We start from the raw sequence: 23646 nt of genomic DNA on the forward strand, positions 1-23646 counted from the left end.
TATTTATATACTCTTGAAGGTTGCTTTTAAACCTATTAGTAATAATCTTAAAAGAAGCAAAAATTGCCTAGCCTTTAAAAATTTAAATATTTCAAAATAAATTCTTTTTAGCATGATGCGGTATTCATCTTTTGAAACGTTAAGTTCGAGGATTTTTTCGAAAATTTTTAAAGTAGAAGTATGCAATTTATAAGAAAGATTATTCCTTTTTAAGAAATGTGCACTTAACGAATTATTTAGTTCTCTTTTTTCGGCAAGAACCAATGGAATATATTGAAAATTATAGTTTCTAGAAACTCTAACCCATAAATCTAAATCTTCGTAGGATAAACTTTCATCATAGCCCCCCACAGCATCAAAAACAGTTTTTTTTATCATGGAAGCTATGGAGCATATTTTTGTTGTTCTTCCTATAACCATTTTATAAATATCGCCGCTTTCTGGGTTTTCGGTGTTGTCATAATAAATTGAAAGATGGTTTCGATCTTCATCTACTAAATTTATATTGCCATATACAATCCCAATATTTTTAAATTCGTTGTCAGCAAAAGCATTAACTAGCTCGTGAATACAATGGTTTAAAAGGATATCGTCTGCGGCTAAATCCAGAATATATTCACCTTGAACGTGTTTGTAAGCCGTATTAAATGTTTTTATACTACCAAGGTTTTGGGTGTTTTTTAAAAACAGAATATCCTTTCTTCCCTTAATCCACTGTTCAATTACGTTAACTGAGTTGTCGGTACTACAGTCGTCAATTATTATAAGTTGAATGTTTGGATAGGTTTGGTTCAATATAGAATTAAGAGCATCAACAACATAGTGTTCGTGGTTATAACAAGTGCAAATAACAGTAACTTTGGGTTTATTTACCATCGGTTAAAACTATGTTTTATATTTGTCCCTAAAGTAACCAATCAAAATAGTATTGCAAAAGAAAACAACTAAAATAGCCATTGTAGCATATAGTTTAGATCTCGGAGGATTATCTCGAGTTGTTACCAATTTATATGAGCTATTATATAGTGAAAAGGGTATTTTAGTTGAACTCTTATTATTGGATCAGTGTGATAATCTAAATACTATAAATGAGTATAAAAATTTTAATGTTTCTTCTAAAAATAAAGGTGGATTTTTTAAAAGATTGAGAAGATACCTGGCGTTTAAAAAGTATTTAAAAAAATCAAAATTTGATTATATTATAGATCAGCGCTATCGATTAAACCCATTTTCAGAATTCATTATTTCTAAATTTATCTACCCTAAAACAAAAATTATTTACAATATTCATAGTTCAAGAATTGAAACTTACTTGCAAAAACAGGTCTGGTTTACCAACTATTTATATAATAATGCCTTTGCTATGGTATGTTGTTCTAATGGGATTAAAAAGTCCATAGAAGCGAAATATGGATTAAATAATTTAAAGTGTATTTATAATTCTATTGGCATAAAAGACTATGAAGAAAAGTCAATTTCACCTTTTAATTTTAAATATATTATTGCCGTTGGTAGAATAGAACCCTTAAAGCAATTTGATAGGTTAATTGAAGTCTATTCTAAGTCGTGCTTACCTAACAATCAGATAAAATTGGTATTGGTAGGGGATGGTAGTCAAAAAGAAGATTGTGAAGTTTTGGCTAACTCATTGAAAATATCTAATAATCTCGTATTTACGGGATCCTTGGACAATCCTAAAGCATATATTCAAAATGCATTGTTTCTAGTCTTATCTAGCAAATATGAAGGATTTCCTATGGTGTTATTAGAAGCTATGGCTTGCTCGACCCCGGCAATTAGCTTCGATTTGTTTAGTGGGCCAAATGAAATTATAAAACCAAATGTAAATGGTATATTAGTTAAAGATCAAGATTTTGAGGCCTTATTAAAAGCAATGAATAAATTGTTTAACAACAAGGAACTATTGGATAAGTATAGTAAAAATGCTAAAAATAGTATCATGAAATTTTCACATGAAAAAATAAAAAAGTCGTGGTTGCTATTATTAAAACAAGATTAGAATGACTATAGGCAAGAAAATTAACATACCCAAAATTGAAGATTATAGAGGTAACCTCTCGGTTATAGAAAAGGAAATCTTACCATTTTCTTTTAAACGTGTGTACTATCTTTATGATGTTCCCGCAGGAGCTGAACGTGGCGGGCATGCTCATATTGAACAAAAAGAGTTTTTAATTGCACTTTCGGGAAGTTTTGAGGTAGTTCTAAATAACATAAATGAAGAAGAAACCGTTTTGTTAAACAAACCTTTTGAGGGGTTGCTTATTAATAATGGTGTTTGGAGAGAACTAAAAAACTTTTCGTCAGGAGCAGTTTGTTTAGTCATAGCCTCAGATATTTTTAAAGAAGAAGATTATATTAGGGACTTTAATGATTATAGAGACAAAATAATTACTGGTAAATTGTGAAGTTAAATCCTATTCTTTTTAAAAGATGCTTAGTTTTTAACAATAACTGAAGCAATTTAGGGTGTAAGTTTAGCAAAATCTTCGATTTTACTGGGATCTTAGATCTAATTTCCTTGAGTAGCATTTTTGAATTTAATATACTACCTGCCATTCTATAATGAATAGCATATTCCAATCGATAAAGATCTAAAAATTGCTTTAAACTTTTATTCGTCTGTTCTAACGTTTCAAATTTTTTAAAATCAATGAGATTTTTTTTTAGAAAACTCGTTTTTGAAAGTGTATTGGGAATTTCAAATCTGTAAATAGATGTAATTTCGTTTGAAATGGCGACATCACTATATGCACCAATTCTGACCCACAAATCTAAATCTTGTCCGCTTGAAATATCCAAATCGAATACACCATATTTTGCAAAGATATTTTTATGAATTGCAAGAGCAGATGTATGAGCAACCCTATGCATTAAACTAGCTTTAAAGAAATCGGGTATTATGCCTCTAAAATTGTCGGCAATAACATCACTAAAGCTATGCTTTATAATTTTTCTTTTTGTAAGTTTTGTTTGATATCTGCTGCAATACAATCCACAATTAGGGAAATCGTTAACAAGATTTTTAAGAGTTTCCAAATGGTTTGGTAACCATATATCGTCTGCATCTAAAAAAGCAATTATATTAGCTTTTGCGAGTTCAATACCTTTGTTCCTAGATGCCGATGCACCTTGATTATTTTGATGAAATACTTTTATTCTGAGGTCTTCAAATGAATTAATTTTTAGGAGGCTTTTATCGGTAGAGCCATCATCAACAATAATAATCTCAAAATCTGTAAATGTTTGATTCATGACACTCTTTAAAGTATCTTCTATATAATCTTCCTTATTATATAAAGGAATAACCACAGAAAAAAAAGGCATCGTTTCGATTTTAGTGAGTAAAAATAATGCAATTAGAGGACAAATACGAATTGGTTAAACTCTATATGAACTGGATAAGCGATTAACGAATTAAATAGAACAATTTTTGCTTAACTTTATATTAAAATTTCTACTATGAAGGTATATCAAATTCTAATGCTATTACTTTTTGTTTCTTGTGCTCCAATTTATGTGAATTACGATTTTGAAAAAAGTACAGATTTTTCAAAGTTTAAAACTTATAACTATTATGGAGATATGCAAACGGGTTTAAGTGCATTGGATACTAAACGGTTGTTGGATGTGTTAGATTTAAAAATGGCACAAAAAGGGTTTTCGTTATCAGATAAACCAGATTTTTACATCGATATAAAAAGCAGCGAGTTTCAAGCAGCGCAACGAAATACCGTTGGAGTAGGAGTTGGCGGTGGAGGAAGAAATGTTGGCGGCGGAATTTCAATAGGTTTACCAATAGGTCAAGCTAATGTTAACCGACAAATTATTTTCGAATTCGTGGATGAAGAAGGTATTGGTTTATTTTGGCAAGCAATAAGTGAATCGAGTTTTAATCCTAATGCGACACCAGAAAAAAGGGAGGCACGATTTACAGCAATTGTAGATAAAATTTTGGTTAAGTATCCACCTAAATAATTATGATGTCTAAATAGTACTTTTAGTTTGATTCAGAACAATAGTGAAGAATTTAATATTTTAATTATCAAAATGTTGGCTTTATGTAGATTCTTCATTTACCATCTAAGAGGTGATTTTATAACTCATTGTAAAATTATTCACTAATTAAATATTAAAAATTCTTCTTAAAGCCGTCATGAAGCTATATTTAATAGCTGTCAAAAGCATATAAATTTAAAAACTAAAACACTAATTATTACCAGTATTAAATAAAACAATACCGATTTTTTCCATTGATTGTAAGCAGTAAATTAGGGAACAAATAAGTTTATAGTGTTATATAAATATCGCTCTTTATTGGCAAAATTGTTTAAAGATAAATAATAATCAAATTTATATTTTATTAACTTTTTGTTGTTTTAGTGTATATTTATTTTGAACTATAAAATTACAAAATGGTTGAATTTAAAATTTTTAGTCAGAATAAAAACCTTTTAAAACAAATTGTTTTACATTTTGTTTTCATTTATTTTTCACTTTTTATTGTTAATGACGTATTTAATAGAATAGTTACGACATTAAATATTCCTAATAGTTATTATAATGATTTTTTGTCTTGGCTAGCGGATAATGTTTTCAATATCGCTTTAGTTTCTAGTAATTCATTAAAAGGTAATATAGATAGCAGCCAGCATTTTATAACTTTATTTTGTTGTTTTGCCCTGGCAATTTTATTTTCAATAATTTGGACTTTTTTGAATATTGATAACGAGAAAAACAATACAATATATTATTGGCTCAAGTTATTATTTAGATTTTATTTGGGAATCATTTTAGTAAACTATGGATTAGTAAAGCTATTCTACTTACAATTCCCAGAACCTAGTTTGTCCAGATTAGTAAAGACCTTTGGTAATTCTTCTCCAATGGGACTCGCATGGACATTTTTAGGCTATTCTAAAGGGTACAATATCTTTATGGGAATTGCTGAAGTTATGGCAATATTATTACTATTTAGAAGAACTTTAACATTCGGGCTTATTATAACTTTTTTTGTCACACTAAATGTGATGGTAATAAATTACAGTTTTGATGTTCCTTTAAAGATAGTTACCACTCACCTCATGTTGATTACTTTATTTTTACTATCACACGATATAAAGAAAATATTTATATTTTTTTTTACAACGAAAAGAGTTTCTTTAAAACTTGTTAGACGGCCAGAAGCATTAAATAATATCTATCTGTATAGAATAGGTGCTTTTGCTAAGATATCTATTATGGTTATTATTATTGTTTTGGCAGGATTTAAATTGAGGAATAGAAATATGATTTTAGAAGGCCAGTTTTCAAAAACTAAATTTTATGGAATTTATGATGTTATCACTTATAAAAAGAATAACAGTCCAATTTCAGCATCTAACATCTCGGGCACAATGTGGAAATATTTAGTTATGGAATATAACGGAAGAACCGAAGTTATTAATAATAAGGGTGATGAGCGATTATTTCACTCTGAAATTGATTCGTTGAAAAATACATTAATACTTGTTGATATCAATAAAACAAGCGATACACTAAAGTTGTTTTATGAAATGCCCGATGAAAAAAGTATTATTTTTCACGGCCAAATTGAAAACGATTCAGTTGTTATTGTGTGTAATATTTTAAAAAAGTCTGATTTTATATTAATAAATAGAGGATTTAACTTAGTTAGTGAAGAACCTTTTTATAAATAATTAAAAAACATCAATTCTAACACCTTCACTATGGCTGCTAAATTCTGGAGCATACATACTTTGAATGGTAGTTATACCGTTACTCATGTCTCCTGAATTATTAATGCGTAAATCATATTCAAACACATAAACGCCTTTAGGTAAGTAGCTGAAGAAAAAGTTTATAGAAGCGTCTTTGGTACTTTCATAATAACCTAAACCATCTTGCCATTTGTATTTAGAAATAACATTTACAGGCTCTAATCCTGAAGCTCTCATGTCTTTCATGTGAAGAAATTCCATGTTTCTATCGCTCTTAAGTTCAATGCGCACTCTAACTAAATCACCTATTTTTAAGTTGGTATTAGAAGTTATTTCGGTTATTTTTTCTCCTTTATCTGTATTTGTTTTTTTGAATAATTTTTTCTTAAGACTTAAAGGCGTTTCTGCTGCAGTTATATTATCTAAATCTTCAAAATATTGCCAATATAGGCTACTCCAGGCAATACCTTTTTCTTTTTTTGTAATGGTAACTTCTCCCATTTCTGGAGCAATCTCTTGTCCTTTCCAAACTGTTTTATAGTAGCCAGTTCCAGCTTCAATTTTTACTTTTTCTAGTTTTTTTGGATTTATTTTTTGGCCACCCAAAACAACTTCAACCATTTCTGTAACACTTAACCAGTCACTTCCTTGAAGTAATAAGGCGTAAACGGCTTCTGTGGTAGATTTGGTTGTTTTCCACTGATTAGTTTGTTTGTTTTTAAGTAACCAAATTTTAAGATTATCGATGGTTTCGAGATTTTTTGTGTCGCTCTGAATAATAGATCCAGCTTCAGAGAAGACTTCAATCATTAAAGCTTGTGTTTCAATTTGGGCCTGATACCAGTGCCACGAATTAGTATTTGATTTCCAATACATACCTAATTCATCTGAAGTCACACTTGTTTCTTTTAGAGATTTTAAAATTTTGGAAGCTGTTTTTTCGTCATTATTTCTATACGATATTAATGCCATTAATCCTTTAGAATAAAGCGATCGACTTAACCAGTATTTTTGAATTTGATTTTGATAATAATTAATAATATTTTCAACCTCTTTAGATTTTTTAACATCGTTGAAGAAGCTTCTCATATATAAATAATGCAATTGTGTATGGCTTAAATGATCTTTGTTTAAATCCACTTTCGCATCATACTTTCTTATGTCTTTATATTCTTTAATGAATTGATTATCTAAATAATTGATAGCTTTTTGAATCAACTGAGACCCATCGACTTTACTCATGGTGACATTGAGCTGTTTTAAGTGACCAAAACCTGCAATGATATGCTGTGTGATATATCGGTTTTCATATCCGCCATTAAACCAAGGCCATCCACCAGAAGACATTTGACTGCTTTTCAATTTATTTAGAGCAGATTGCAATTCGTTATTCATTTTATTCAAATCGAATAGTAAAGCAATGCGCTTTTTTTGCTCTGTTTCACTTTGTACATCTCGCAGCCAAGGGGTTTCTTGAATTAGAATAGATTTTAATTCCTGATTCTTTTCAAGATTACTAATCAATACATCAGCGTTGCGCCATTGGTTAAAAACTTCTTGGATTCGAGGATTGGAGTTGGCAATATGACTTGCTAAGGCATTGGCATAATATCTTGAAAATGTTTGTTCGTTGCATTCATAGGGGTATTCCATTAAATAGGGTAAAGCTTGTACCGCATACCAAGCAGGGTTCGATGTCATCTCTAAGGTTAGTTTGTGGTGTTTAAGTGTAGAGGAGGAATTATTTTTTAATTTATCTAAAGTGAATGTTTTAGTTTGATTACTTCTAACCCACATAGGAAGTGTTTCGGTAACTAATATGCGATTGTTTAAAACTGGTAAAGCATTTTGCTCTCCATCGCTAAAATCATCGGATTTTGCTACGACTTTATATTGAACTACTTGGACATCATCCGGAATGGTTAAGAGCCACGAGACCTCCGTATTACCCTTTGATTCTAAGGAAAAGGTTTTATCGTTTTCAGTATTGTCAAGCTTTATATCAACAGAGTTTCCAGTAATGCCATCTGTTAAGAGTAAAATGGCTTGTCCCGATATTAGTTTCTCTGTTAAATTTGCAATTTTAGTACTAATAAAAATTTTGTCTCCTTCACGCAAAAAACGTGGTGCATTAGGGATAACCATTAACTCCTTTTGAGTTACCGTAGTTAATGATTTAGAAGCACTCTCTAATAGTTTTGTATGCGCTAAAAGTTGCAATTTCCATTGGGTTAAGCTTTCTGGTGTGGTAAAACTGAAACTTACGTTGCCTGCTTCATCGGTTTTTAACTTCGGGAAGAAAAAGGCTGTTTCTTGCAGATTTGTACGAATTTTTATGTTGTCGAAGTTTGGACCATTTTCGGTAGAATTATAAACATCAGCATTGTTACTATTAATAGTATAACCAAGACTCTTAGGTTCTTTTTTAATAGCCATACCAGTTACGACTACTTCATCCAAGTTATCATCATTCTCCATCATTAATATAGATTCTTCAACTTCCATTTCATCTGCCACAATTTGAACTCCTGGGACACGACCACTAAGTGCCATAGAAACGCTCGCATTACCTCTAATTCTTAATGATTGGTTGTATCCAAAACTAAATCCAAACCAATTCAACTGATCATAGGCTTGTTGCGGGTAATTTGCCCGAAGTCTATCTTGATATACTCTAAAGTTTCGTGTTCCAAAACTTTGATAAGCCCTTCGACTTACGTTAGAATAGTATGATGAGCGTGTAATAGGACTAAAATTCCAGTTATGCTCCTTGAATTGATCTAACGAAGCATCATACATACTCGCTAAAAATTCAGCGCTTACCTTTTCACCATAAGCCCCTTTTATTTTAAATTCCCAAGTTTCGTCTGTTCCAGGTTGTAATCTGTCTCTAAATGTTAAGGTTTCTATCTCAAGATTGGTTTTTGGATAAGGAACAGGTATTATTTGAGTACCACTATTAAAACTATTATAGGCTGCGTAACTGTAATGAACTGCAAAGCCACCAGTATCACCCTGTGTTACAGGAATACTAATAACCCTTTTGTTCGAGTTTAATTCAATAACTTCTGTTTGAATGATTTTTTTGTCTTTTTCTACTGAAAATGTAACCCAAATATTTTCGGAGGCCGAAGCCAAAGTTATATATGCAGTCTCCCCATTCTTATACGATGGTTTATCAGTGGAGATGTTAAATAATTCTTGGTCTGCAAGTGTTTTATCTTTATCGCTATATAAAGTGGTCTTTATTTCATCTTTTACCAATTGACCAAATTTGTCTTTGCTCTCTAACGTTATTAAGTATGAACCAGAAACCCATTTCTTAATTTTATTGAGTTTGATAGTTTTTGAAACCTCTGTATTAAAGGCCGTTTCCATAACTAGTTCGCCTTTATTCCAATTATTAGGGTTGTCTTCATCCAGAAATGCATCATGTGGAAACAAATTTTTAAAGGCTTCCTTCGAAAATTCTTGATAATCGGGAGCTGACCAAGGGCGCGGTCTTAATACGGTACTAGGTGCCTTTAATTTATATATTTTAATATTGCCTTTTGCTGGAACAAATTCGCCATTCAAGTTTTTTGTTTCAATATTTAGAATATGATCTTTCTTCGTTTTATCCAAAATATTATCAATACTAAGATTAGCAGTTAATGCATGATAACCAACATTAACGATAGTTGCGGCGCTTCTTGTTTCACCATTTAAATCGATTACATCGGCAGTAACTTCATATTTAAAAATAGGTAAACTGCTTTTAGAAACACTCCTATCGGCTAAAGCTTTAAAAGTTATTTCAAAATTTCCAGAGGCATCTGTTGTAGTTTCGCCATGAGTTATTTCTTGCGCTTCACTGTTTGGATTTGGGCGATACCAATAATACCAGTGTGGGTATTGCACTTGTCTGTGCACGCGATATGCAACTTTAGCATTTGTAACATTACTTCCTGCGTATGTCAGTGCATTTCCTATTATACTAATAGAATCATTGATTTTAAATGTTTCAGTAATTGGGATGAACTTTGTTTCAAATTTTGGTCGCTTATATTCCTCAACCGAGAATCTGTATTCTTCATATATATCTATATCATCGGCATCTAACTCGATATAATATTGTCCATTCAAGCCGTTGTTTGGTAAAATAAATTCACCAGAAATAGAACCATATTCGTTGGTCTTTAACTCTAATTCCTTCAAGTCTTCATCATTTACATTATATAGTGTCGCATATATAGTTTCGTTAGGTAAAATGTCACTTTTACCTTTCTTAGTTCGCATTACGATGGACTTAAAATATACTGTTTGCCCAGGTCTATAAATACTTCTATCGGTAAATAAAAATGCTTTGTATTGTGTTTTTTGTCGAATTCGTTGCTCCTTGCCCGCTATCCAATTAGCTGTGAAATAAGCAACCTCATTAGAGCTTTTAACTTTTAAGTTTACATTTCGGTACCAGTCACTATCCTTTTCTATTTTAACCTCACCAAAACGGTTTGTTGTGTAATCTTCTTGTTCCAGAGTTCTTTCATTTCTTCTATAATATGATACTTCAACGTCAGCATTAGATATTGGTTTGCCGTTATTTCTATCTATAATTTGAAAAATTTGATAATTGGCTGTATTGGTGTTTACCAAAGCCATATTCGTTATTTGAATATGAGTAAAAGCAAATGTATTATCTTTGTCATCTTTTGTGGTAGCTACTATCAAATATCTTCCATTGTTGAGTTTTGGAATAGAAATTTCTGTACTATGTGATTGAAAATCACATTCATTTTTAAGACGGCTTTCCCAAGTTTTGGATGCATCTAATTTTTGTATGAATTCCCATTGCTCACTTTGTCTGTGTATTTTTCCGAATTTATCAATTTGCCTTTGAGAGAGTTTATAAGCGTTAAGCTTTAAATAGTCTAAGTTTTTATAGTTTATTAATAATCGTGCATGTTTTTGAACAGGTAAAAACTCCTCAGTAGTAATTCTTAAAGTTTGTTGTTCAATTTGGTATTTTAAAATGGTGCTTTTTTCTGCGCTTTTACTTTCTGGGAATTCAGTCATGATGTTGTTGCACATGTCAATTGCTTCTTTTGCCTTCCACCTATGTATTTCGTTGGTTTTGGGTTTGTAAGATTGACTCTGCTGAAGGTAAACAGAAGCCATTTCAAAATCATATAACCCTTTAGTTTTTTGTCCTTTGTATTTATCACTTTCAACCTGCAGTGATTTCAGGAATAAGTCTTGTTTATTTGCAAATGTGGCGTGTTGTTGTACAAAATTTAATCGTTCAATATTCACTTCGACTAATGCAAAAGGCAATTTATCTTTTAAATGAAATTGAACTAAATCCTGATAGATTTTTAAGGCATTTAATTGAAGTGATGTCGAGTCTTTAGATTCAATTTTTAAAACTGAAAACTTTTCAGAATCAGCTATAAATTTTGGGTTGTCAATTTCAAATTTATATGCAGGTTTATTTAGATGGGTTTCATTGGATTTGTAGAAATCTAAAGCGTTATGACTTAGAAAATCAAAGAGGGTAGGTCTGTACAGTTTTGAGTTTTTCTGTTCGGTTAAAAGTGCACTATATTTTTCTAAAGGCTCAAGTTGCAGGAGTAAACCACCGTTTAAGGATTTCTTAAAGTGGAAATGGATTTCTTCAAAAATTGTTTCCAAATCCCAAGTGCGAAAATCATTTTTATTTATTTTTTCAGTTGTTTTGGTTCGGTTGTAAAACTTCCATCTGTTTTGTTGAAAATATTGCCAGTATAAATCGGCTAAAATACTTTCTAAAACATTGTTAATAGGAAAAGAGCTTACTTCAATTTCCTTTTTAAAATCATTAATAATTTTTAGTTGTGCATCTTCTTCTAATGTTAAAGCAAATTTGCTTTTAAACAACAAGGTTTTTATGACTTGCGGATGATTTTCATCTTTATTGGCCTTTGTATATATTTGCTCTACTACTTTTAAAGCCGATTTAGGTAAGCCTTCGAGTTCATGCTTTTCAACTTCGAGCCATAGTTGGTCGTAAGTAGATCTTTGTGCATATGCATAGCTTGAAAATAATAGAATAAGAAATATAAATATTGACTGCTTCATTTGTTTGATTTTGTCTTTAAACTACTTTCAAAAGTCATTCCAAAGAACAAGCAATGATTAAAGTATTTGTTTTGTTGATTGAAATTAACTGTTTTAAATCTAAAATAGAAGTTAACTTTTCGGCGTTATTAATAAAATTTGGTTTCGAAATCTTATTTTTGTGCTTTCTACTTATTTGCTATGAAGAAATTTTTGTTTTTTATACTATGTCCAATTATGGCTATCTGTCAACCAAATCTTGATGGAGCCGATGCCTTATTTAAGAAAAAACAGTATAACAAAGCAGAGCAGTATATTAAAGGATATTTGCAGTCATACCCAAAGGATTTAGAAGGAATTGAGTTACTGGGACATGCCTATTTTCATCAAGAAAAATGGGACGAAGCTATAAATACTTATGAAAGCCTAATTGAAGTGCAGCCAAAAAATGCTAACTATCAGTTTAAGTATGGTGGTGTCCTAGCCTTGAAAGCAAAATCTATTAGTAAATTAAGAGCACTTGGATTAATTGGAGACGCTAAAGATGCACTTATAAAATCGGCTAATTTAGATCCTAATCATATTGAGGTAAGATGGGCATTAGTTGAATTATATATGCAATTACCGGGTATCGTAGGAGGAAGTAAAACCAAATCCCTCAAGTATGCTAATGAGCTTCAGAATATATCTAAAGTAGATGGTTACCTTGCCAAAGGCTATATTTATGAGTATGATGACAAACTAGAACTTGCTGAGAAATATTATAAAATGGCTATTAAAGAAGGTGGGTCACTTACTTGTTTTCAAAAGCTTACCGATTTATACGAGAATGAAGATGCTCCGGAGAAGGCGATAGCCAACATTGAAGCTGCACAGAAAAGGCATGAGCGTAATGCGTTACATTATCAAATAGGAAAAATATCTGCAGAATATAACATTCAATTACAAAAAGGAGAACGTTGTTTAAAAACCTATCTCAAGAATTATTCGTTAAAGGATGGTGTTCCAATGGCTTGGGCACATTATCGATTGGCACAAATACATATGCATCAAAACAATAAATTAGAAGCATTAAAATATATTGACCTGGCTTTAGCTGAACTTCCAGAAATAAAACCATTTAAGGAGCAAAAAGAATTGATTTTAAGTCTTTAGGATTTCATCTTTTCATCTAGCTTTCAAGCTATCCTTTTGCCATATCTAAACTTTTAAACTTTAAACTTTGAACTTTAAACTTATAAGTAGATATTTGTTTTATGAATGTACATTTTATCGCTATTGGTGGTGCCGCTATGCACAATTTGGCCATAGCATTACACAATAAAGGATACATGGTAACAGGAAGTGATGATACCATTTTCGATCCCTCAAAATCTCGTTTGGAAGCCAAAGGCTTATTACCAGAAAAATTTGGTTGGTATCCAGAAAAAATAACACCTAGTGTAGATGCTATTGTTTTAGGTATGCATGCTAAAGCAAATAATCCCGAATTATTAAAAGCACAAGAATTAGATCTGAAGATTTATAGTTATCCGGAATTTTTATATGAACAGTCCAAACATAAAACTAGAGTTGTAATTGGTGGAAGTCATGGTAAAACGACAATTACTTCCATGATTCTTCATGTAATGCATTATCACGATAAAGATGTAGATTATATGGTAGGTGCACAATTGGAAGGTTTTGATGTGATGGTAAAACTAACAGAGGATAACGACTTTATAGTTTTAGAAGGTGATGAATATTTAAGTTCTCCAATTGATAGACGCCCAAAATTTCATTTATATAAGCCGAATATTGCGTTGTTAAGTGGGATTGCTTGGGATCATATAAATGTGTTTCCAACCTATGAAAATTACATAGAACAGTTTAGTATTTTTGTAGATTCTATTGTTTCTGGGGGAAGTATAAATTACAATGAAGAGGATGAAGAAGTAAAGCGAGTTGTAGAAGCTAGTGAAAATGCTATTAGGAAAATACCTTATAATACTCCTGCGTATTCTGTTGAAAATGGACAAACACTATTAGAAACACCTGAAGGCGAATTACCAATTGAAATTTTTGGCGAACACAACCTTAATAATTTGGCTGGTGCAAAATGGATTTGCCAGCACATGGGGATTGATGAAGATGATTTTTATGAAGCTATTGCCACTTTTAAAGGAGCTAGCAAGCGACTTGAAAAAATTGCCGAGAGTGATACAAGTGTTGCTTATAAAGATTTCGCACATTCACCGAGTAAAGTGAAGGCAACCACTAAGGCGGTGAAAGAGCAATATAAAGACAGAACTTTAGTAGCCTGTTTAGAACTGCATACTTACAGCAGTTTAAATGCTAAATTTTTGAAAGAATATAAAGGCTCCTTAGATGAAGCCGATGTTGGTGTTGTTTTTTATTCACCCGATGCTGTTGAAATTAAAAAACTTGAAGAAGTCACCCACCAGCAAATAGCCACTGCTTTTGAACGGGACGATTTAATTATCTTCACCAACCCAGATGATTTTAAAAAATTTCTCTTTTCGGGAAAATTCGATAATAAAGCATTGCTTTTAATGAGTTCTGGAAACTATGGTGGTTTGGATTTTGATGAGGTTAGAAGACTAATAAAATAATTATTCAAAACATTGCATAATGAAGGCAGTGTAATGGTTAGTCCCTTAGGTGTTTCTTAAAAAAGGTAATAGTTCTTTCCCAAGACAAATCAGCAGCTGGTTTATTAAACCTTGGTGTGGTATTGTTATGAAAGCCATGATTTACATCGGGATAAATATAAGCTTGATACTCAATATTATTAGCTTTTAATATAGCTTCAAAAGCTGGCCAACCGGCATTTACTCGCTTATCTAGTTCGCCATATTGTAGTAGGAGAGGTGCTTTTATTTTAACTGCATCTTCATCAGATGGTTGTCTGCCATAATAGGGTACAGCCGCTCCTAAATCGGGTAAACGTACCGCCATCATATTAGAAATCCAACCACCAAAACAGAATCCAACTACACCAACATTGCCATTACAATCATCATGTGATTTAAGATAATTATAGGCCGCTATAAAGTCTTCAATCATTTCATTTCTATCTCTTTTTTTCTGTAACGCTCTGCCATCATCATCATTTCCAGGGTAACCACCTAGGGGTGATAACGCGTCGGGTGCTAAACTTATAAATCCTTCTTTTGCTGTTCGTCTTCCAACGTCTTCAATGTAGGGGTTAAGCCCTCTATTTTCATGAACCACAATAACACCAGGAAGCTTTTTTGTGGCATCCTTTGGCATAGATAGTAAACCTTTAATAGTTCCACCACCCTTTGGAGATTCAAAGGTTATAAAACCTGAATCTAATGTTGGGTCATTGGGTTTTACTAATATGCTATCAACATAATTAGGAGACATAAAACTTAATAGAGAGGAGATAGTTACTCCGCCAATAGCGTATAAAGATAATTTCTCTGCAAATTGTCTCCGGTTTAACTTATTGTGAGCATAATCATCGTAAAGATCAAAGACTTCTTGCTTAATATCTTCTTTTTTTAAAGGTTTCATGTTAAAAGATTTAGATAGTTAATTAACACTAATTTACAAAATCTTAAAACACCTTCTCTAAAAATGCTACAATACTTGCTTGGTTAGCGCGAATCAATTCAGTTCGAGCAAGTTCAATGTCCTTTGGTCTTTTGTCTTGTGAGAGTTTAAATTTCCCTTCCCAACTATCAATGGTAATTTCGAACATTTTAATGTAGTCTAAATTACCTTCCATTCGCTTATTATCTGGATCTAAAACATATTTATGATCTGGAGTTTCAAGAAATTCGGTCATGGTTATTAAAGATTTTTTCAAAGCTTCTTTACTATCAATGGCTTTTACGGTTCCTTTTATGTGTACCTTAATATAGTTCCAAGTAGGTAGTTGCGTAGTGCTATAAACACTTGGCGATATATAGCATTGTGGTCCAGTAAAAATAATGGTAATCTTTTTATTATCCTTAAGTAATTGAGCTTGCGAATTATAAATGTCGATGTGTCCAATAAGTTTCCCTGCATCGTTTAATATTAAGGGTAGATGTGTTATGATTGGCTCATTATTTTCCACTGAAATAACCGTAGCAAGTGGATAGGTTTTAATAACCTCAATCATATGATCGAGGTTGTTGTCTTGATGATGTGGCGGTGGATATTTCATAAGTTTTTAAACACCAAATTGTCTTAAATGATGATCTAAGTGTTTGTATTGCATTTGTCCCCATTGGTCTTTAGTGAAATACCCAAAGGCAGGATGCGCTTTCCATTCTTCTTTGTTTCTTTGAGTGTATAATTCATTCATTAATGAAACCAGAACATCTTTTTCTTTATCGAATTCTTTATATTCCTTGGTTTTTAGAAATTTGGCTGTGGGTAGCCCCTTTCTCCAAGGGGTATCGTTATACAATGATTTCTTAAAAAAGAGTTTAGCCAATAAGCTGGGTTTCATACCATAATCGTTCTTCTCCAAAATAATATTAAGTGGTCCTTGGCAATGCCAAACCATTTGTGCTACAGACATTTTACCCCATTTTGGAGCTGAATCTTTATTAAGCCTTTCAACACGGTTTAAAAGTTCATTAAAGGAGTCATCATTAAAGATAGATTTCATCTGATTAAATTTTATTGCTTCTGAAATTTACAATATTTATCTTTAACCAATGCAAGAAAAACCAAGCTCCTTTTCTATTAAAAATTGGTCGCAAGACGACCAGCCTAGAGAGAAACTTCTATATAAAGGTAAAGCATCATTAAGCGATGCAGAATTAGTCGCTATTTTAATAGGATCGGGAAATAGAGATGAAAGTGCTGTAGCCCTATGCAAACGTATTTTGGCTAGTGTAGATAATAATTTGAGCGAACTCGGAAAGTTATCCATAAAGCAACTCATGACCTTTAAAGGGATAGGAGAAGCAAAAGCAATTACAATTGCTGCAGCCTTAGAATTGGGAAGAAGACGTAGGGGAGAAGAGGCACTTGAAAAAAGTAAAATAACCTCTAGTTTATCGGTTTTTGAGTTGATGCAACCTATAATTGGTGAGCTTCAGCATGAAGAATTTTGGATTATCTATTTAAATAACTCTAATAAGGTTATTCAAAAAAATCAATTGAGTAAGGGAGGAATTTCAGGTACATTGGTTGATGTTCGATTGGTATTAAAAAATGCTCTAGAGGTTGGAGCAACTGGATTAATAGTGGCTCATAATCATCCATCAGGTACTTTAAAACCAAGTGAAGCAGATAAACAGATTACTCAAAAATTGAAATTGGCTGCACAAAGTATAGATATAAAAGTATTAGATCACCTAATTGTAACCGAAAAGGCATATTTTAGTTTTGCCGATGACTCCATTCTCTAATGCTTTTAGTTTATACTCATAAAATATCGCCCAGATTAAAATATGTCTTTAAACATATTTGTACCAGAGTACTTGGTTTTAAAGTAGACTTCACCACTAAAGTAGAGGAGTTTATTGCGCACGATGGATTAAAAATGTCTTATACTAGGCAACAATTAGGTAATGAGTTTTTTGTTAAAAGTCATGAGATTCTATACGAACAAGGCTTGTCTGACATAGAAATAAACGTGCACCAGTGGGAGAATACTAAATGCTTTTTTTACAATGGAGAAAAGAGTACCATGCCTTTCGATATTTTCGCAGCTTCGTTTTATTTATTGGCAAGGTATGAGGAATATCTACCGCAAGTAAAGGATGAGTTTGGCAGATTTATAGCAACCGAAAGTATTGCTTATAAACATGGTTTTTTACACCAACCAGTAGTCGATATTTGGGCCTATAAATTTAAAGCTATTCTCAGAGAACTTTATCCTGACTTTGTTTTTCCAGAACGAGCTTATTCCATTAAACCAATTATAGATGTGCCATCGGCATATAATTTTAGACTAAAAGGTATTATGAGAACTTTTGGAGGAACTTTAAAGGACCTTTTTGGATTAAAGTTAAAACGTTTATATAATAGATATGCTGTGTTATTCTCTCTAAAACATGATCCTTACGACACCTATAAATACATTATAAATAAACAGAAACAGACAAAATATAAGTTTTTATTTTTCTTTTTAATTGGAGCGTTTTCTACTTACGACAAAGGAATTAATGTTAATAAAAAGAATTTCAAATCTTTAATTAAACATGTTGGTGATTATTGTCACGTTGGGTTGAAAATTTCCTATTTTGCTTTAGAAAACAATTTGCTTTTAAAAAAAGAAAAGGGGAAAATGGAAGCCATAATTAATTCGTCGTTAATTGCTTCTCGTAATTCATATTCTAAATTAAATTTTCCAGAATCATATAGAAACCTTGTCGAACTTGAAATCAAAGAAGACTATACTATGGGCTACCCCAATCATATTGGGTTTAGAGCTGGATCTTGTACACCATTTTTATTTTACGATTTAGATTTTGAAACCCAAACGCCACTAAAAATAAATTCCTATCACATTATGGATTATGCCTTGTTAAAAAATAAATCCTTTTTAGATAAAAAAAAGACTTTGAATGAAGTTATTTCTGAAGTAAAAAAGGTTAATGGACAATTTGTCCCAGTATTTCATAATTACACCTTTAGTAACTTACAACATTGGAACGGATTTAAGGAATTGTTTAATATAATATTAGGTTCTGCGAATGAAGGTTAATGGTATAACTGATGTTTTCTTTGATCTTGATCATACCCTGTGGGATTTTGATAAAAATTCTGCTTTTACTTTTGACAAAATTTTCAAACTAAATAATCTAGATATTAATACCGACAAGTTTTTAGAGTATTATGTTCCTATAAATTTAAAGTATTGGAGACTTTACAGGGAAGATAAAATAGATAAAAAATCCTTACGTTTTGTAAGGCTTAATGAAGCTTTTTTAGCTGTGGGAATGGAATTTGATAAATCTTTAGTTATTAAGTTATCAGAGGACTATATAACGCATCTCTCTACTTTTAACTATTTATTCGAAAATACTTTTGAAATATTAGATTATTTAAGTTTGAAATATAATTTACATATTATTACGAACGGATTTGATGAAGTACAGCACAAGAAACTTAATAATTCCGGTATTTCGAAATATTTTAAAACGGTTACTAATTCGGAAATGGTTGGCGTAAAAAAACCCAATCCTAAAATTTTTCATTATGCAATAGATAAGGCTAATGCGGTTATGGATCAAAGCATCATGATAGGTGATAGTTATGAAGCAGATATAATTGGTGCTCAAAACGTGGGTATGGATACCGTTTTTTTTGATGTAAATGATAAAAACGTAGATAAGAACTTAAGAAGTGTCAACAATTTAATTCAATTAAAGAAGTTTTTATAACTGAATAGCTTAAAAAATAAAACTTCAAAAAGACTATATTTACAAAAGAATAAAATAACAATATTAGTAAAATGATGACTAGACTATTTTCAGTGCTTATAATATGTTTCTTAACTGCACCTCTCTTTTCTCAAGCAAATTTGAATAATTATAAATATGTAATTGTCCCTGTAAAGTTTGACTTTTTAAATGAAAATGATAAATATCAATTAAATTCTTTAACTAAGTTTTTATTTAATAAGTATGGTTTTAAAGCTGTTTTAGAAGGTAGCGAGTATCCCGATGATTTAATGGTTAATAGATGTTTGGCATTAGAATCGGATGTCTTAAAAGAGCCTGGCATGTTTAAAACTAAATTAAAAATTGAACTTAAGGATTGTAATGATAAAGTAGTGTTCACTTCCATAATAGGAGAGAGTAGGGAAAAAGTATATAAAACTGCATATAATTTGGCTTTAAGAGATGCTTTTCAGTCGGTTGAAGCGCTGAATTACAGTTACAAACCTAATGAAAACCTTATAGCATCCGCAGATCCAAGTCCTAAGCTTAAAGATAATAATAAGGTAGTCGAAGAGATTCAACAATTAAAAGCGGAAATTAAAAATCTTAAAAAAGAAAAAGTTATAAATGTTGCAAAGCCTGAGCCAAAAATTTCTGAACCGCTGTCCATTGCTAAAGAAGTAAAAAAGGAGCCTATAAAGGAAGTTAAAGTCAATAAACCTTTTAGTGAAAAATTAGTATCAAATGTGTTATATGCTCAAGAAATTGATAATGGCTTTCAATTGGTTGACAGTTCTCCTAAAGTAGTCTATAAAATTAAGGCAACAGGTCTTAATAATACTTTCCTAATAGAGGGTAAAAGTGCTATTCTTTACAAAAAAGATGATGAATGGGTACTAGAGTATTATTCAAATAATGTTTTGAAGCAAGAAACTCTTAACATAAAGTTTTAGAATAGGAACAAGAATTAATAGCCATATTTATCTTTCCAACGTAATTTTAAAAAATCACGTTGTGCATTTTCTCTAGAATTATTACCGGGTTCGTATAAAGTTGTATTTATAATATCCTTTGGCATAAACTCTTGGCTTGCAAAATTTAGGTCGTAATTATGCGCATATTTATAGTTGTCACCATAACCAATTTCTTTCATCAATTTTGTAGGAGCATTTCTAATTTCTAATGGTACAGATAAAACACCTGTTTGTTTAACAAGCTGCTGTGCTTTACTTATAGCCAAGTATGCCGCATTACTTTTTGGAGAACACGCTAAATAAGTTGCACATTGGCTTAAAATAATCCTGGATTCAGGATAACCAATTGTTGATACTGCTTGAAAGGTGTTATTTGCTATAACTAAGGCGGTAGGATTAGCATTTCCTATATCTTCACTAGCTAAAATTAATAATCGGCGTGCAATAAATTTAACATCTTCTCCGCCTTCTATCATTCTTGCAAGCCAATATACAGCAGCATTTGGGTCGCTACCTCTTATAGATTTTATAAAAGCCGAAATAATGTCGTAATGCTGTTCTCCTGTTTTATCATAATGAACTGTGTTATTCTGAACTTTTTGTAGAACAGCTTTATCTGTTATAATGATGTCGTCAGAATCGAAAGCATTAACAATAAGCTCAAAAATATTCAATAATTTTCGTGCGTCACCACCAGAAAGCCGTAAAAGTGCACTTGTTTCTTGTAATGTTATTTTCTTTTTAGAAATATTTTCGTCTTTTTCAATAGAACGCTTTAAAAGGGTTTCTAAATCTTTTTTATCAAAGGCATTCAATATGTAAACCTGACAGCGCGATAGAAGTGCAGAGATAACCTCGAAACTCGGATTTTCGGTAGTTGCCCCAATAAGGGTTATCCAGCCTTTTTCAACTGCTTGTAATAAGGAATCTTGCTGCGATTTACTAAAGCGGTGTATTTCATCAATAAACAGAATGGGGTTTTTGGTTGTAAATAATCCACCACTTTGTTTCGCTTTCTCAATAACCTCACGAATATCTTTAACTCCAGAATTAATGGCGCTTAGGGTATAAAATGGTCTTCCAGATTCTGTAGCAATTATATTTGCTAAAGTTGTTTTACCTGTACCTGGAGGCCCCCAGAAAATCATAGAGGGAATTAGTCCTTGCTCAATATGTCGCGTTAATGCACCATCTTTGCCTACCAAATGCGATTGACTTACATAATCTTTTAAGGATTTTGGCCTTAAACGTTCTGCTAACGGTTCATTTAAATTCATAAAGTAAAAATACTTTAAATTTTTTGCTTTGCTCTAGTCAGAAATTAGTTTTCCTTTGTCCATAGATTATTTCATTACTGACAATATTGCATCAATTATTAACTTGGTTAACTATTTGCTATATTTAATCTGCATGAAACATCAAGAGCATTTTAAATTTTCAACTGGAGTATTAGCATACCCTATTTTATTTGTACTAATTATTTGGTTAATTTTTTGGTTCGAAGTTCGTTTTGGCTATAATTTTAGTAAATATGGTATTTACCCTCAATCCTTAAAAGGCTTAAGAGGCATAATTTTAAGTCCTTTTATACATGGAGACATCCAACATATTTATCATAATTCCATTCCTTTATTCGTGCTCTCTATGGCTTTGTTTTACTTCTACAGACCAATTGCATGGAAAGTCATTTTAATAGGAATAGTTTTTTCGGGATTTTTAACATGGTGTATTGGAAGACCTTCATACCATATTGGAGCGAGTGGTTTAATTTACGTGCTTGTAAGTTTTACTTTTTTCAAGGGTGTTTTAGCAAAGCATTATAGGCTTATAGCTTTATCTTTATTGGTGGTTTTTCTTTATGGCAGTATGATTTGGTATACCATACCTATTGAAAAGGGGATTTCTTGGGAAGGGCATTTATCAGGTCTTATTGTTGGTATATTATTCGCCGTATATTTTCGAAAGGAAATTGCTAAGCCAAAAAAATATGTGTGGGAAGAGGAGAATTACAATGAAGATGACGATCCATTTTTAAAGCATTTTGATGCTGATGGTAATTTTATTGAAAAAACCCAGATTCAAACCGAATCTGAAGAAGAGCAAATTGATGTTATTTATACCTTAAAAAAAAATAAAGATTAAAATTATTGGCCATAACTAATTTAATGACTTATGTACTAGTTATAAAATTGTTTTGTTAGCTTTATAAATAAAAATGAAAAAGTATTGTATAGTATGTTTATTAATTAGTATTCTTTTAAGTATATCCTGTCGTAGTAACGATGATTTTACTATAATTGATGAACCAGAAGAAGAAGTTGTTCTAGCAGAAGAGGTAGAATTATTCGAGTTAGAAGGAATTGAGAATAGTTTGGTTTTAGCAGTTGTTAACGCAGGAAAGTCTTCTTATTTAGTTAATAAAAAGGGTGAAATTCTAAAAAGTTGGGATTTCGATATTGGTTTAGGTAATGATTTAGAATTATTACCAAGTGGAAAACTATTAGGAATATTTAAAGCTAGTAATCTTAGTTTCTTTTTTGGTGGTTTTGGAGGTATAGTTAGGATTATTAATATTGATGGTTCTATTGATTGGGAATTTAATTATTATTCAGATAATTTATTGGCCCACCACGATGTAGAAATGCTTCCAAGTGGGAATATTTTAATTATGGCATGGGAACGTATCTTGGCTGAAGAGGCTAAGGCTATGGGAATAGATGTTACTTTTGATGTTTTTACTGAGTCACTAATTGAAGTTGACCCAAACACGAATAAAATAGTTTGGGAATGGCATACAAAAGATCATATAATACAAGATACAGATAGCGATCTTCCTAATTTTGGAATTGTAAAAGACAACCCACAACTTATTAACCATAATTATAATATAAGGGAAGATGGAGATTTAATGCATGCAAATGGTATAGATTATGATTTAAATAAGGATTTAATTTATTTAAGCGTTAATTTTTATAGTGAAGTTTGGGTTATTGATCATTCCACAACAACCATAGAAGCTTCATCACATGAAGGAGGTAATTATAATAAAGGTGGTGATTTAATTTATAGGTTTGGAAACCCTGAAGCTTATAACAATACTTTTGGTACAAGATTGTTTGATAATAACCACTTTCCAAATTTTTTGGAGTCTGATGAACCTGGTGCAGGTAATATATTGGTTTTTAATAACAATACTGCAGAGGGGCAGTCTATAGTTCATGAATTTAAAATGCCAAATGATTTTCAGCTTAACCCAGACTCTAATAATGAGCCAGAGGAAGTATGGCGATTTACTGACTCAGCTTTGTTTAATAGTCGCATATCTGGTGCAGTAAGGCTTAAAAATGGTAATACCTTAATTTGTGAAGGTGACTATGGATTTTGGGAAGTTACACCTGAAAAAGAAGTTGTTTGGAAATACAACGGTTCAGGAAGATTTTGGAGAGCTTATAATTATTTTTTGACTGATTCGGAAATCATTAATTTGAACCTTTAATCTAA

At 31.5% G+C, this 23646-nt stretch carries 19 protein-coding genes; 12 read left to right on the forward strand and 7 right to left on the reverse strand.

All coding sequences use genetic code 11. The annotated features are described in order from the left end of the window. Positions 1 to 3: 3 nt before the first annotated feature. Positions 4 to 876: a glycosyltransferase family 2 protein gene (locus FEF17_RS08485; protein ID WP_139001904.1), complete on the reverse strand. Its 873-nt coding sequence runs from the start codon at positions 874 to 876 to the stop codon at positions 4 to 6. 52 nt (positions 877 to 928) lie between these two features. On the opposite strand from FEF17_RS08485, the gene FEF17_RS08490 reads away from it, so the two are divergent. Both FEF17_RS08490 and FEF17_RS08495 read left to right on the forward strand, forming a co-directional pair. Then, the gene (locus tag FEF17_RS08490; protein WP_139001905.1) at positions 929 to 2020 is read left to right on the forward strand and encodes a glycosyltransferase; all 1092 of its coding nucleotides are present in this window, start codon (positions 929 to 931) and stop codon (positions 2018 to 2020) included. 1 nt (position 2021) lies between these two features. Continuing rightward, positions 2022 to 2429 (forward strand): sugar 3,4-ketoisomerase, encoded by a 408-nt coding sequence (locus tag FEF17_RS08495; RefSeq protein WP_139001906.1) that lies wholly within the window; start codon positions 2022 to 2024, stop codon positions 2427 to 2429. Here FEF17_RS08495 and FEF17_RS08500 read toward each other — a convergent pair. Continuing rightward, on the reverse strand, positions 2413 to 3348 hold the full coding sequence (locus FEF17_RS08500) for a glycosyltransferase family 2 protein (RefSeq protein WP_139001907.1): 936 nt from the start codon (positions 3346 to 3348) through the stop codon (positions 2413 to 2415). The two genes, FEF17_RS08495 and FEF17_RS08500, sit on opposite strands and share 17 nt — an antisense overlap. Before the next feature lie 135 nt (positions 3349 to 3483). Here FEF17_RS08500 and FEF17_RS08505 point away from each other — a divergent pair, with 135 nt between their 5' ends. Together FEF17_RS08505 and FEF17_RS08510 are read left to right on the forward strand one after the other, a co-directional pair. Next, positions 3484 to 3999 carry a DUF4136 domain-containing protein gene (locus FEF17_RS08505; RefSeq protein ID WP_139001908.1) on the forward strand — a complete coding sequence of 172 codons (516 nt, stop codon included), beginning with the start codon at positions 3484 to 3486 and terminating at the stop codon, positions 3997 to 3999. A gap of 803 nt (positions 4000 to 4802) precedes the next feature. Beyond that, entirely contained in the window at positions 4803 to 5720 is a 918-nt protein-coding gene (locus FEF17_RS08510) for a hypothetical protein (RefSeq protein WP_139001909.1), read from the forward strand. Here the strand turns inward: FEF17_RS08510 and FEF17_RS08515 are convergent, their stop codons facing one another. Beyond that, a complete protein-coding gene (locus FEF17_RS08515) occupies positions 5721 to 11837 on the reverse strand; it encodes an alpha-2-macroglobulin family protein (RefSeq protein ID WP_139001910.1) in 6117 nt (2038 codons plus the stop codon). Between the two features lie 216 nt (positions 11838 to 12053). Here FEF17_RS08515 and FEF17_RS08520 point away from each other — a divergent pair, with 216 nt between their 5' ends. Both FEF17_RS08520 and FEF17_RS08525 read left to right on the forward strand, forming a co-directional pair. Continuing rightward, complete coding sequence (locus tag FEF17_RS08520) at positions 12054 to 12971, forward strand: tetratricopeptide repeat protein (protein ID WP_246046812.1); 918 nt, start codon at positions 12054 to 12056, stop codon at positions 12969 to 12971. Between the two features lie 101 nt (positions 12972 to 13072). Then, on the forward strand, positions 13073 to 14428 hold the full coding sequence (locus tag FEF17_RS08525; protein ID WP_139001912.1) for a UDP-N-acetylmuramate--L-alanine ligase: 1356 nt from the start codon (positions 13073 to 13075) through the stop codon (positions 14426 to 14428). 37 nt (positions 14429 to 14465) lie between these two features. Here the strand turns inward: FEF17_RS08525 and FEF17_RS08530 are convergent, their stop codons facing one another. Genes FEF17_RS08530 through FEF17_RS08540 form a run of 3 tightly spaced genes read right to left on the reverse strand, consistent with a single transcriptional unit; the run spans position 14466 to position 16443 of the window. Beyond that, positions 14466 to 15356 (reverse strand): dienelactone hydrolase family protein, encoded by an 891-nt coding sequence (locus tag FEF17_RS08530; protein WP_139001913.1) that lies wholly within the window; start codon positions 15354 to 15356, stop codon positions 14466 to 14468. 43 nt (positions 15357 to 15399) lie between these two features. Next, complete coding sequence (locus FEF17_RS08535) at positions 15400 to 15993, reverse strand: FMN-binding negative transcriptional regulator (protein WP_139001914.1); 594 nt, start codon at positions 15991 to 15993, stop codon at positions 15400 to 15402. A 6-nt stretch (positions 15994 to 15999) separates the two neighbouring features. Then, entirely contained in the window at positions 16000 to 16443 is a 444-nt protein-coding gene (locus FEF17_RS08540) for a DUF1569 domain-containing protein (RefSeq protein ID WP_139001915.1), read from the reverse strand. A 49-nt stretch (positions 16444 to 16492) separates the two neighbouring features. Here FEF17_RS08540 and radC point away from each other — a divergent pair, with 49 nt between their 5' ends. From radC to FEF17_RS08560, 4 genes are all read left to right on the forward strand, one after another. Next, a complete protein-coding gene (radC, locus tag FEF17_RS08545) occupies positions 16493 to 17191 on the forward strand; it encodes a RadC family protein (RefSeq protein WP_139001916.1) in 699 nt (232 codons plus the stop codon). Further along, positions 17191 to 18492 carry a DUF7033 domain-containing protein gene (locus FEF17_RS08550; protein ID WP_139001917.1) on the forward strand — a complete coding sequence of 434 codons (1302 nt, stop codon included), beginning with the start codon at positions 17191 to 17193 and terminating at the stop codon, positions 18490 to 18492. Before radC ends, FEF17_RS08550 begins: the two co-directional genes overlap by 1 nt. Next, positions 18482 to 19171 (forward strand): YjjG family noncanonical pyrimidine nucleotidase, encoded by a 690-nt coding sequence (locus tag FEF17_RS08555; protein WP_139001918.1) that lies wholly within the window; start codon positions 18482 to 18484, stop codon positions 19169 to 19171. Before FEF17_RS08550 ends, FEF17_RS08555 begins: the two co-directional genes overlap by 11 nt. A gap of 71 nt (positions 19172 to 19242) precedes the next feature. Further along, a complete protein-coding gene (locus FEF17_RS08560) occupies positions 19243 to 20124 on the forward strand; it encodes a hypothetical protein (protein ID WP_139001919.1) in 882 nt (293 codons plus the stop codon). A 14-nt stretch (positions 20125 to 20138) separates the two neighbouring features. On the opposite strand, the gene FEF17_RS08565 is transcribed toward FEF17_RS08560, so the two are convergent. Further along, positions 20139 to 21422, reverse strand: coding sequence for a replication-associated recombination protein A (locus FEF17_RS08565; RefSeq protein WP_139001920.1), 1284 nt, complete (start codon positions 21420 to 21422; stop codon positions 20139 to 20141). A gap of 133 nt (positions 21423 to 21555) precedes the next feature. Between FEF17_RS08565 and FEF17_RS08570 the strand changes: the two genes are divergently transcribed. Beyond that, the gene (locus tag FEF17_RS08570) at positions 21556 to 22287 is read left to right on the forward strand and encodes a rhomboid family intramembrane serine protease (RefSeq protein ID WP_139001921.1); all 732 of its coding nucleotides are present in this window, start codon (positions 21556 to 21558) and stop codon (positions 22285 to 22287) included. A gap of 73 nt (positions 22288 to 22360) precedes the next feature. Next, a complete protein-coding gene (locus tag FEF17_RS08575; RefSeq protein WP_139001922.1) occupies positions 22361 to 23641 on the forward strand; it encodes an aryl-sulfate sulfotransferase in 1281 nt (426 codons plus the stop codon). Positions 23642 to 23646 lie beyond the last annotated feature (5 nt).

The organism is Hyunsoonleella aestuarii (assembly GCF_006148925.1).
Lineage (GTDB): Bacteria > Bacteroidota > Bacteroidia > Flavobacteriales > Flavobacteriaceae > Algibacter_D > Algibacter_D aestuarii.

Excerpts from the sequence above, each read along its gene's own strand:
- FEF17_RS08575 (WP_139001922.1), top strand. The coding sequence starts at position 22,361 with ATGAAAAAGTATTGTATAGTATGTTTATTAATTAGTATTCTTTTAAGT.
- FEF17_RS08495 (WP_139001906.1), top strand. The coding sequence starts at position 2,022 with ATGACTATAGGCAAGAAAATTAACATACCCAAAATTGAAGATTATAGA.
- FEF17_RS08540 (WP_139001915.1), bottom strand. The coding sequence starts at position 16,443 with ATGAAATCTATCTTTAATGATGACTCCTTTAATGAACTTTTAAACCGT.
- FEF17_RS08500 (WP_139001907.1), bottom strand. The coding sequence starts at position 3,348 with ATGCCTTTTTTTTCTGTGGTTATTCCTTTATATAATAAGGAAGATTAT.
- radC (WP_139001916.1), top strand. The coding sequence starts at position 16,493 with ATGCAAGAAAAACCAAGCTCCTTTTCTATTAAAAATTGGTCGCAAGAC.
- FEF17_RS08525 (WP_139001912.1), top strand. The coding sequence starts at position 13,073 with ATGAATGTACATTTTATCGCTATTGGTGGTGCCGCTATGCACAATTTG.
- FEF17_RS08555 (WP_139001918.1), top strand. The coding sequence starts at position 18,482 with ATGAAGGTTAATGGTATAACTGATGTTTTCTTTGATCTTGATCATACC.
- FEF17_RS08535 (WP_139001914.1), bottom strand. The coding sequence starts at position 15,993 with ATGAAATATCCACCGCCACATCATCAAGACAACAACCTCGATCATATG.
- FEF17_RS08485 (WP_139001904.1), bottom strand. The coding sequence starts at position 876 with ATGGTAAATAAACCCAAAGTTACTGTTATTTGCACTTGTTATAACCAC.
- FEF17_RS08550 (WP_139001917.1), top strand. The coding sequence starts at position 17,191 with ATGCTTTTAGTTTATACTCATAAAATATCGCCCAGATTAAAATATGTC.
- FEF17_RS08570 (WP_139001921.1), top strand. The coding sequence starts at position 21,556 with ATGAAACATCAAGAGCATTTTAAATTTTCAACTGGAGTATTAGCATAC.
- FEF17_RS08515 (WP_139001910.1), bottom strand. The coding sequence starts at position 11,837 with ATGAAGCAGTCAATATTTATATTTCTTATTCTATTATTTTCAAGCTAT.
- FEF17_RS08530 (WP_139001913.1), bottom strand. The coding sequence starts at position 15,356 with ATGAAACCTTTAAAAAAAGAAGATATTAAGCAAGAAGTCTTTGATCTT.
- FEF17_RS08505 (WP_139001908.1), top strand. The coding sequence starts at position 3,484 with ATGAAGGTATATCAAATTCTAATGCTATTACTTTTTGTTTCTTGTGCT.
- FEF17_RS08560 (WP_139001919.1), top strand. The coding sequence starts at position 19,243 with ATGATGACTAGACTATTTTCAGTGCTTATAATATGTTTCTTAACTGCA.
- FEF17_RS08520 (WP_246046812.1), top strand. The coding sequence starts at position 12,054 with ATGGCTATCTGTCAACCAAATCTTGATGGAGCCGATGCCTTATTTAAG.
- FEF17_RS08565 (WP_139001920.1), bottom strand. The coding sequence starts at position 21,422 with ATGAATTTAAATGAACCGTTAGCAGAACGTTTAAGGCCAAAATCCTTA.